Origin of the sequence: Clostridioides sp. ES-S-0006-03 (genome assembly GCF_020662275.1) — a bacterium.
In the GTDB taxonomy this organism is placed as follows: domain Bacteria; phylum Bacillota; class Clostridia; order Peptostreptococcales; family Peptostreptococcaceae; genus Clostridioides.
In genome coordinates this window covers 108,549-119,634 of sequence record NZ_JADGMM010000012.1, presented here as the reverse complement: position 1 = coordinate 119,634, position 11,086 = coordinate 108,549, and the positions used below count along the sequence as shown (strand labels likewise).

Genomic DNA, 11,086 nt, shown 5'->3' with positions numbered 1-11,086 from the left:
ATAATTGACCATGTTGTATATAAAAAAGAGCCTAATCAAAAATGCGATGATTTTTCTTTAATACTATACCCCATTATATCAAAAGATTAATTGTATATTTCAATGTTATAAACAGACTGACTACCAATTTGGAGTAATGGCTGGGGCTTTTGCAGGTGGTGAAGGTGACTTTACAACAGCGTTTGAACCTACAGCAACTGCCATGGAAAAAGAAGGCAGCGGATATATAGTAACATCTATAGGAAAAGATTCTGGAGAAATACCATTTACAGCTTACTCTACTACTAGATCTTACATGAAAAATAATAAAGATTTAATTCAAAGATTTACAAATGCTGTTTATAGAGGTCAATTATGGGTTCAAAAAGCTCCTAGTAAAGAAATCGCCGAAGCTATGCAACCTTTCTTTAAAGATATATCTCTAGAAGATTTAGTAACAGTTGTAGATAGATATAAGTCAATAGATGCATGGTCTCAAAATCCTGTATTAAAAGAGGAAGGTTTAAATAAACTAATGGATGTTATGAAAGAAGCTAAGGAATTAGACAAAGAAGCCCCTTACAAAGACATAGTAAATACTGAATTTGCAAATAATGCAATAAAAAATATAAAATAAATATGCATCAGTTTTAACTAAAAGCTTACAAAAATTATAAAAAGAGTCTTTTAAAAGACTCTTTTTATAATTGAGATTAAAGTTTATATTAAAAAATAGAAATTAAAGTATCGTAAATATACCTATATATCTATCCTCTGTATTCTGCTCCAGCATTGATTTTTGTAATTTGAACAGCAACCATTTCCTCATTGCTTCCATTAGTAATTTCATGCCATTCTCCTGTTGGTACAAAAACAGTATCACCTTGTTTTACATCACACTCATGTTCTCCAAGTTTCATTTTCCCTTCTCCTTTTAAGAACACAAATATTTGTTCACCATTAGGATGTCTATGGGCATTAAGAACTTGATTAGGTTTAAAATAATAAACTTCTGAAGTTATATCATTACCAGCAAATACTGGTATTTTTGGTACTGCTGCATCATTATATTGAGCTAAGCTTCCATCTAATAGATTCTTTTTATTTTCATGCATACTATAAATACCTCTTTTCTATATTATAGATTTACTATTATTATTCCAATATAAAAAAATAGTATTCTCCTTATACATAATAGGAATAAAATTCTTTTACTTGTAACTATGACTCCTTAATATAAATTAAATTTTTTAATGTTTTTATTAAACTTACATCTTAACCTTTTAACACAGAAATTATTTCATTACATATATTTAATGATTATCTTGATTTTCTATTCTAATGTTTTTTTCATAGGTTGGTTTACTTTTGATTCTATTTTCAATATATGTTGAATTTGAAATAGAGTTATTCAAAAAGTTTGTAGAGATAAATTCTAATTTTAAATACATTATTGATGAAAATAAACATAAAAACAATACTACAACAGTGCTTCCTTTATATTTTTCACTAAACATATAATAAACACGTTTTTGAATATCTGATTTTTGATGTAAACCAGCTACAAATTTATTTGAATAATTTAATTTTTTTCTCATCATATTTATGATAATTAAAGCATACTCTTTTTTCTCTTCTATATTACAATTTTTTAAAACTCTTTCATCACAATAAAGTTCACAATCTAAATCTATAATCTTATCCATAATATACATAAAAGGATTAAACCAATAAACACATTTTAAAAATAACACTAAATATTTAATATAAAGGTCTTTATTCTTAAAATGTATAAGTTCATGTCTAAATATCAATTCAAGTTCTTTTAATGTATATTCACATGGTGGCAAAAGAACACATGAATCAAAAAATGCAGGTGTTTCAACTTCATAAGTGTATTTAAGTTTTATATCTTTACCTATTTTTAGTTCCTTTAATAAATTTTCATAAAGCTTGATTATATCTTTATCATCTATCTCATAAGATAAATCATTAATTAAATTTTTGAGTTTTATATATTTCAAAATATTGTAAATTAAATATACTATTGCACCAATAATCCAAATAAATATTAAAATGCCACTTTTAGAAATAGAAATATTATTAAAGTTTTCTAAGTTTATCTTTTTAATACTATCTTGATATTTCAATGTATTAAATGTAAAAGTATAATATGTAAATGGTAGCAAGAGTTTAATAACTACAATAAACCAGATATAATAATTAAATCTTTTACTAAATCTTTTAAATACACTTATTCTAAATACTAATAAAAGAATTAGGAATAAATTACTTACTAAAACCGTTCTAAAAATATCACTTAGAATCAAACTCATAGACTCTTCTCTCCTATTATATCTATTCTTCAATATGTTTATTTAACAATTTTTAAAAATCAGTTCAATATTAGTATTTTGTATTTAATTTTATGTATAAAGTAATTATAATTGTCATTAGTAAAATTTACCAGTATTATTTTGTTACTTATACTTACCAATAAACTTATTTAATTCTCTCCTTACCAAATCAGGTTTATCACGAAACTATTTAGGCTAATTAAAATTTATTATATTAAATATAATTTATACTTAAAACTATATTATTAAAAAAAGGCATAAAATATATTATTTTATGCCTTTTTTTAATAGTATAGTTTTTTCAATGCTTGTATAAACATAAATCGTTTATTTGTCAGTGAAATGTCAGTAATTTTTTTTGTTTTTTTTATTATTTTTTCATCTTTTTAGGATTCTCATAAACATTATATTTGTATTTATATTTTTAAAATTTATAGAAATCAAGCATATTAATTTACCACTCTAAATAGTTTTTACATTAAATTATTTAAACTTTATATTTTTTGTTTTAGCTATACCATATTTCTACCACAAAGAATTTATCGAATTTTATTTTCATTCAAATCCTTTTCAAATTAAAGACTCGTTGTATCGCATAAATTTCCATCAAAAATACTTGCGTTTCTATTTTTTATTTTAGCAAACTTTTCTTTTATTTTTTTAATTAAATTCATAAATTTCATTTTTATAAATTTCAGCCAAAATTTATCTCTCCGCATTTTGGATTTTAAATGCACTCTATAAAACCACGCGATGTTTTATACATATTTCATACAAACTTCCTTAAAATCTATTTAAATGTGTAATTTGATGTTTAAGCTACAAGCGAATCTAAAAAGTTAACTATATTTATATTATGTAAACTAAATTAATTTTTGAAAGCTTCATTTATATTTTTAAATAATCAAGATAAACTTGAAATTATTTTCATAGTGATTTATATTAATATTATGAATATTTACCAATAGTACTTTAAAGAAAAAAGGGAAGCATTACAATCTATTTAGATTAGTGCTTCTCTTTTCACTTCTTTTCTTCTTTGTTGAGTTAATAATACTTTCGCAGTTATAGTTATGAATAGGCATACTATTATTCTCATAAATTAATCCATCCTAAAAGAAAAATAAATCTTCAAACTTTTTATCTAATGCAATGCATAAAATCAATGCAAGTTTAGCAGTAGGATTGAATTGTCCTGTTTCTATTGAACTAATAGTATTACGTGATACTCCAACCATTTTTGCTAATGCTGATTGAGATAATTTTGCTTCTGACCTTGCTTCTTTCAAACTATTTTTTAATATCAATTCTTCTTTTTCCATATCACTTCTACCTATAACGTATAAATGAATTTAAAAATACATAGTGCAAAAATAATTAAAGCCCCTATACTTATCAGCAAATATTTTTTCTCATTTATCTTTCTGTAAACAACAAAATAAACAACTGATACATAGCCAGTTAATACAGCTAAAATATCATAGAATGGTGTTACTTTTTCAAGACCTCTCATGTCAGATACAACTACTTTGACTGCGAAAACAACACCACAAATAATCGCTAAAGCAATTGAACCAATTGCAGTAGCTTTTTGACTTACTGTGTTTTCAAATTCTTCGTTTTTTTCCAATTTTGCCTTGTTTAAAACAGCTTCTTTATTCATATCAATTCCCCTTTCTTAAAATACTTGTGTAATGTAATAGATAAAACTACTCAATGTTATAATAGAAGAGAGAAGGATAATAAAGCCACTCTTTTTATTTAATGCCTTAAAACTCCCATAATAGTTCCCAGTTAACCAGCCCCATAATATAGTTAATAATAAGGATAAATCAGTTGTTCTTAATTTTATAAGATTTAAGATAATGAGCGGTACTATTATACCTACAAATAATAAAGTTCCATATCGTTGACCTTTATTTAATACGAATAAATATCCCTCATCCGATTTTTCTTGTCTACTTCTTTCTAAAATTTCTTCTTTATTCATCTATATTCTCCTTTTATTGCCAAGTTTACTTGTCATTTATAATATAACACTACCAAGTTTACTTGTCAATAACTTTTGCAAAGTTTTATTGTCAAATTAAAAGTATGCAAATCTTATATAGAAATGCACGCTTTTATGATTTACCTTACTATCTTTCAGTTATCGCCTTTCTTCAAGGTCAATTCATACTTTGAAATCTGCACTGGATTTTTACATAAAAAATACTAGATATAAATTTATGATTTATATCTAGTATTTTTATTTGTCACATATCACTTTCACCTATCAAAAACAATTGTTTTCCATATTGCAAAAAATTCTCTTGTATAATATGTTGGAACAAATGAAAGCTTTGACTTACTAGCGTAAAAAGAAATATTTTTATATTCATTTCTAGATGCTAGTATTTTACTCCTAAGAACATGAAAATCAGTTGTTACAATTTTTACTTTTATATTTTTTATTCTTTTTCTACTATGCTCTTCTATCTTTAGCTTTGAATATTTAAAGTTTTCATAAGTATTTGTAGATTTATCTTCTTCTATTATTCTATTGCTATCTATACCATTTCTAACAAGATAATCTTTCATAGCTTTTGCCTCAGTTATATTTTCTCCATTACCCTTACCACCTGATACTACTACATAGCATTCACTATTAACTTTTAAATATTTTAAAGCAGTGTTTAATCTTCCCTTCAATGTAGTACTTGGTGTAGTCTTTTTTACAGAAGCTCCTAAAATCAAAAGATAATCACTTTTTGTCTCAAAACTATTTTTAGGATAAAAGATTATTAAGCTTTCAGTAATCATGAATACTATTAAGAAAACACTAATTAGTATTTTTAGCACTTTATAAAAAACCTTCTCTTCTTTAATTTTCTTTTTTAAGATTCGATAAACAATTAATAGTATTCCTATAACTAAGAAAAATCCACTAAATGAAATACCACCAAAAACTATTTTAAGATAAAAATAGTAAATTATAAATATTAAACTCAATATTAAATTAATCATATTTCTATAATCCTTTTTATTTGTTTTTATATAGAGAAATATCTATGCACTCTATAAGACAGTTATATTCTCCATCTATCCAATTAATCCAACTTGCAATTGATACATTTTCTCCAAATATATTTGTCTCTGTTTTAAATTTTGAATCTCTATTTTCTTTTAATCCATTAATCGGGCAGTTATTACAAGGAATATTAGATTTTAATAATGATTTATAACATTTATCTCCTATTTTTATTTCTAAGTCTAAATTTGAGACCTTATTATTAATAAAAATAAGGTCATAAGTATTCGGATTTACTATATATATATAATTATCAATAGAATCAAGAACTTCTTTTAGTGATAGATTAGAATCTTCATATTCAATTTCACCTTTTAGACTTTCTTCTTTCACACTACCATTACTTATATCGGTTTCAAGTTTATTTTCACATATACAATCATTATAAAGTGAATACTTATCTTTTCCTTTATTCTTTGCATAATAAAGTGCCATGTCTGCTTTTTTATAAAGTTCTTCAAATACAGCTCCATGTTCTGGTACGAATGAAATTCCAACTGTACCTGATATCTTATACGTTTTTTTATTTCCAGTATAAGAATTTCTAAATATATTACATATTTTTTCTGCTTTACTTTTAGCATTTTCAAAAGATTGAATATTCTTTAAGAATACTATAAATTCATCACCACCAATACGCCCCACTATATCATTATTTCTAAATATAGGCTTTAGTTGTTTAGAAACTTCATACAAAACTTTATCTCCAAAAACATGTCCTAAATTATCATTTATTGATTTAAAATTATCTATATCAATAATTAAAAAGGCATGAATTCCTGAATTTGATTCTTCTGAATTTAGAAAATCATTAATAAGATTTTCTGTAGTACCCTTATTATATAATCCTGTTAAAGTATCTCTTTCAGCTTTTAATTTTAATTTAATTTCTTCATTTTTCTGTTCGTCGATATCTTTAATATAAGCAAGTGCTTTTATATCATTCGTAATAGAGTCTTTTATTAAATGCATTGTACAAAGTACCCAAATCATTTTATCATCTTGATTCATTCTTCTATATTCCAACTTTATTTCACTTATATTATTTTTATAGGCTTCTAATAAATGTCTACATAAAAATGTATTTAAAAAGACTTCTTTATCATCTTTATAAATAACAGTCTCTGATATAGATTTTACCATTTCAGAGTAGTCATTGCTTGGTTTAATTCCAAATTGTCGATACCAATTTTCATTACCCCTTATAAAAATATCCTTTGATACATTTATTTCATAGGTTATTATTGCTTCTGATAATATAGCGGAATGATATTTGTATGCTTGATTATATCTTATTTCTGCTTCTTTTTGTTCACTTATATCTTCTTGTATCCCAATAGCTCTTATAGGTTTACCATCTTCATCAAAAATAGTAGTTAATGTAATTTTGTTCCATATGTAGCCTTGATCTGGAACTCTTATTTTAACAACACAACTTGCAGTTTTTTCTCCACTTATTATCTTCTCATACATTTTTATAAAATCTTCACTAAAGTCTTTATAAATAATTCCTGCTTCAACTAAGGAATAAGGAACATTTTCATTTATTTTATCAATATTATAATTTTCCATACTCTTATTAGTATTTACAAGAGATTTTGTATTTATATCATACTCAAATATAATATTTGATGTTTGATTTAATGCAATTCTAAATCTTTCTTCATTAATTCTAAGTTTTTGTTCTGCATTTTTTAAATCAGTTATATCAGTTAAAATCCAAATTCCTTTTTTGCTATCATCACTATCAGTAATAAGCCTTCCTTTTAAAGAAACCCATATCATCTTGCCATCACATTTCTTTATTCTATATTCACCTACAGCGATATTTCCAATAATCAACTGATGTCTTAAATTTTCAAGAATCTTTTTTCTATCATCATAAAAAACAAGATTACATGATTTATATTGGAGTTCATCTTCTAACTGTTTACGTGTATATCCAATCATTGATAGATAACCAGAGTTAGCATATTGTATAGTAAAATCTTCATCAAATTCTGTTATAAGTATTCCGCCTAATATATTTTCTGATACCATTTCAAGTTCTAAATTCTTTTGTTCCATTTCTTTTTCTAATTGTTTTGTTTTGGTAATATCTACTGTAACACAATAAAGATATTTTTTACCATCAGGTTCTACTATAAGTTCCCCCTTATCAGATATCCAGACTATATCACCACTTTTAGTTCTAACTCTGTATTCCAATTCAATAGTTTTATTTTTATAAAGTTGTTCAGAGATTTCTTTTTTTACTCTTTCAACATCATCTTTGTGTATTATTTTATAAAAACTATTATTAAATTGCATTTTTATTTCTTCTCTTGTGTAACCAAACAAATCAACAAATCCATCACTTAAAAATTCAAACTCAAATTTTTCATCAACAGTACATTTTTGAACTCCTCCAGGAATGCTATTTGTAATAGATGATATTTCCTTATTGGCTTTTAGAATATGCTTTTGTGATTTATTATTTTTATAGAAGATATATATTATTAGTGCAATAAATAATAAGAACACCTTACAAATTAAAGAAAATGCTAATTGATTTATTTTATCAATATTTTTTCTTACAGTATATTGTGGTATTACTGAGAGAACATACCAGTCATTTACACCTATTGGTGTGTATGTTGCATAACGTTCTTTACCTTTGTATTTATATGAAATAAATCCACTCTTTTTATGTTTTGTATCTTCATATACTTTTTTATAGCTATAACCAGCATCAAAAGAAGCTTCCTTGAATATATCGTATATATTACTACTTGCTCCAACTATAGCATTTGTATGTGAAGATTTCAAAACAAATTGTCCGCTAGATTCAAATATATCTATATATCCTTCACTGTTGAAACTTGTTATGTCAATGAATTCAGCTAATTTATCATTATAGTATGAACCATATAAAACACCAATCACTTTATTTTCTTTGTATACAGGTGTAGCTATAACAAAAGTATCTTTTCCATCAATAGGAGATTTTACTACTTCAGATATGTTACTGTCTCCACTAATAGCTTTCTTAAAATATTGGTAATTTGATATATCAACAACTTTCCCATCGCTAGTACGACTTATTCCATTAGGAGAAGCAATTGATATTCTTTGAAAATCAGATTCTTTTGATATTTTAGCTAATAACGGGATTATCTCAGGATTATCTATAGTATCAAAATATGAAACCATATTCGCTATACTCTTAACAAATGATAATGAACTGTCTAGCTTTATTTTTATAGCATTAGAACTTTGTAAAGATATTTCTTTTAAACTAACTTTATTGTTTTCTTCTTCTTGAACATTAGTTTTAAATGCAAAATCAGAAAAAGAAATTATTGTGAATAAAAATATTAATATAATACTCATTACGCTTTTCAACGATTTTGCTCTTATCACTTACTTACCACCTCCAAATTAAAATTTATTGACCTATATTTTATAGACTAATTTCTCAAACTCTTTAACTGGTAATGGTTTTGAAAAATAATAACCCTGAATAATGTCACAATTTGCTTCCCTTAACATTTCCACCTGACTTTTTGTTTCAATTCCTTCAGCAACGACTCTTATTCCCAATTGTTTAATAAGCGAAACTATACTTTTTATAACAATTTGACTTTTATCAATATTCTTATCATCAATAAAAAAGCCTCTATCTAATTTAATTACATTTAAAGGTATATTTTTAAGCATATTTACAGAAGAATATCCTGACCCAAAATCATCCATTGAAATTATAAATCCAATATCTTGAAGTCTTCTACTTACATCAAATAGAGTGTCCGTATCACCAAACATACTAGATTCAGTAATTTCAATTTCTATTAAACTATATGGTATTTTATATTTATCACATATATTAACTATTTTTGTGATAAAATCTTTTTTTAAAAAGTCAACTCTTGAAAAGTTCACAGATATAGGTAAAGGTAAAATACCTTTGTCAAATAAAGTTCTAATTTCTTTGCAAGCTTGTTCTAGTATGTACATATCAATTTTTGTAATAAAACCATTCTTTTCAAATATAGGAATAAAATCACTTGGATATATAAATTCTTTTTCTGTGTATTGCCATCTAACCAGTGCCTCGCTTCCACAAAATTTATCTGATTTAATATTGTATTTTGGTTGTAAGTACATTATAAATTGATTATTTTCAAGTGCATATTCCATTTCTTTCTCTATTTTATCTTCAAGTAATAACTTATCCCTTAACTCATCGTTAAAAAAAGCAAAATTTATATCTCTATTGTTTTTTATTGATAATTTCGCAAGTGAAGCTCTATCACTATATGCACTTATAGATAAGTTCTTATCCTTAATTTCATAGATTCCAAAAGACAAATTTACAAAGTCATTACTAATAATGATTTTTTTAATAGTATTTATTATATCTTCTTTTGTATTATATTTTAATAAGATATTAAAATTATCAGAACTAACACGAGCAAAAGTCTCATTATCATGAGTCATATTATTTAATGTATCTGCAATATCTTTTAAAATTGAGTTGCCTTTTTTATGGCCATATATATCATTAATTGCCTTGAATTTATCAATATCAAATGTTACCATTGCATGTTTATCATTTTGTGATGCTTTCTTTAGTAAATTTATAGCATCTGATTCAAATTTTCGCCAATTTGAATAACCAGTTACAAGATCTGTATATGCTATTTTTTCTATAGTCTTTTGACTCTTTGCTTTTGAATATAATATGTACAATATAACACCTAAAAACAAAAATGAAAGTATAATCCATCCAATAATTGTAATCATCATTAAATTGTTTAGCTTTTTAGATACAACTATCTTTGGAACGATTGATATTATAAACCAGTCATTTATTCCTAAAGAAGTATATGCCATATAGATTTCTTTTCCTGATTCTTTAGCCTCTACTACTCCTTTATCCGATATTTTCATATTTTTAAAAGTAAATGCTTTTTTAAAATTAACTTGTGAAAGATTTGTAATATTTGAATTTGAATTTTTGTGATAAGATGGTATAATTATTTCACCATTACTATCACATATAAGTGAAAAACTTTCACCATTAAAAGTTGAAATAGACAAAAACTCAGATACAAACTCAACATCATAATCAGCAGCAATAACAGCAACAATTTTACCATTATTGTATAATGGGACTGCATATGTTTTCGTCAATTTTCCAGTATCTTTATCTATTAAAGGCTTTGATATATTAGCTGTACCTTTAATGGCCAACTTAAAATAATCCCTATCTGAAAAATCTGTTCCAAAAATACCTTTAGCATAGCCTTTGCCATTAGGTAAAATCATACCAATGTTATTATAGTTACTATTTTTATTATATGATTCCAAGATTTTTAAAGTTTTTTCTAAATTAAAATTATCTTCTATTTCTAAAAACTTAGAAATACTTTCTAATTCATTTAAATTACTTTTCAACTTACTATTAATTGCAATCTTACTCTCTTCACTAATTTCTGATAAATAATTCTTTGTCTCATATTCTAATACATTATCCATATTACTTATATAAAAAAACGCAAATACACTAAAAAAGAATAGTACCATAAATGCTATTAATATACTTTTTAATATTTGCCTACTATATTTCAAGTAGCTACACCTCACCCTCTCCACTAGTTATATTTAGTTGATTCACTTTATTTTACTATTAAAAACT

9 protein-coding genes and 1 pseudogene are annotated in these 11,086 nt (G+C 24.8%); 1 reads left to right on the top strand and 9 read right to left on the bottom strand.

What is annotated here, in order from left to right; translation table 11 throughout:
* Nucleotides 1-136: 136 nt before the first annotated feature.
* On the top strand, nucleotides 137-616 hold the full coding sequence (locus IR151_RS15395) for a hypothetical protein (RefSeq protein WP_227436118.1): 480 nt from the start codon (nucleotides 137-139) through the stop codon (nucleotides 614-616).
* Nucleotides 617-746: 130 nt separating this feature from the next.
* Here IR151_RS15395 and IR151_RS15390 read toward each other — a convergent pair whose 3' ends face one another.
* The 9 genes and pseudogenes from IR151_RS15390 to IR151_RS20520 form a co-directional block, all read right to left on the bottom strand.
* Nucleotides 747-1,094, bottom strand: a complete 348-nt coding sequence (locus tag IR151_RS15390) for a cupin domain-containing protein (protein ID WP_227436116.1) — start codon at nucleotides 1,092-1,094, stop codon at nucleotides 747-749.
* A 198-nt stretch (nucleotides 1,095-1,292) separates the two neighbouring features.
* Nucleotides 1,293-2,315: a M56 family metallopeptidase gene (locus IR151_RS15385; RefSeq protein ID WP_227436114.1), complete on the bottom strand. Its 1,023-nt coding sequence runs from the start codon at nucleotides 2,313-2,315 to the stop codon at nucleotides 1,293-1,295.
* A gap of 1,133 nt (nucleotides 2,316-3,448) precedes the next feature.
* Nucleotides 3,449-3,658, bottom strand: coding sequence for a helix-turn-helix transcriptional regulator (locus tag IR151_RS15380; protein WP_227436112.1), 210 nt, complete (start codon nucleotides 3,656-3,658; stop codon nucleotides 3,449-3,451).
* An 11-nt stretch (nucleotides 3,659-3,669) separates the two neighbouring features.
* Nucleotides 3,670-3,999, bottom strand: a complete 330-nt coding sequence (locus tag IR151_RS15375; RefSeq protein WP_227436111.1) for a DUF6442 family protein — start codon at nucleotides 3,997-3,999, stop codon at nucleotides 3,670-3,672.
* Nucleotides 4,000-4,014: 15 nt separating this feature from the next.
* On the bottom strand, nucleotides 4,015-4,326 hold the full coding sequence (locus IR151_RS15370) for a DUF6442 family protein (protein ID WP_227436109.1): 312 nt from the start codon (nucleotides 4,324-4,326) through the stop codon (nucleotides 4,015-4,017).
* A 278-nt stretch (nucleotides 4,327-4,604) separates the two neighbouring features.
* Nucleotides 4,605-5,342 carry a YdcF family protein gene (locus tag IR151_RS15365; RefSeq protein ID WP_227436106.1) on the bottom strand — a complete coding sequence of 246 codons (738 nt, stop codon included), beginning with the start codon at nucleotides 5,340-5,342 and terminating at the stop codon, nucleotides 4,605-4,607.
* Nucleotides 5,343-5,358: 16 nt separating this feature from the next.
* Complete coding sequence (locus IR151_RS15360) at nucleotides 5,359-8,808, bottom strand: diguanylate cyclase domain-containing protein (protein ID WP_227436105.1); 3,450 nt, start codon at nucleotides 8,806-8,808, stop codon at nucleotides 5,359-5,361.
* A 33-nt stretch (nucleotides 8,809-8,841) separates the two neighbouring features.
* The gene (locus tag IR151_RS20525) at nucleotides 8,842-10,194 is read right to left on the bottom strand and encodes a putative bifunctional diguanylate cyclase/phosphodiesterase (protein ID WP_413927369.1); all 1,353 of its coding nucleotides are present in this window, start codon (nucleotides 10,192-10,194) and stop codon (nucleotides 8,842-8,844) included.
* A gap of 54 nt (nucleotides 10,195-10,248) precedes the next feature.
* Nucleotides 10,249-10,926: pseudogene (locus IR151_RS20520) on the bottom strand (cache domain-containing protein); the annotation flags it as partial.
* Nucleotides 10,927-11,086: the final 160 nt, after the last annotated feature.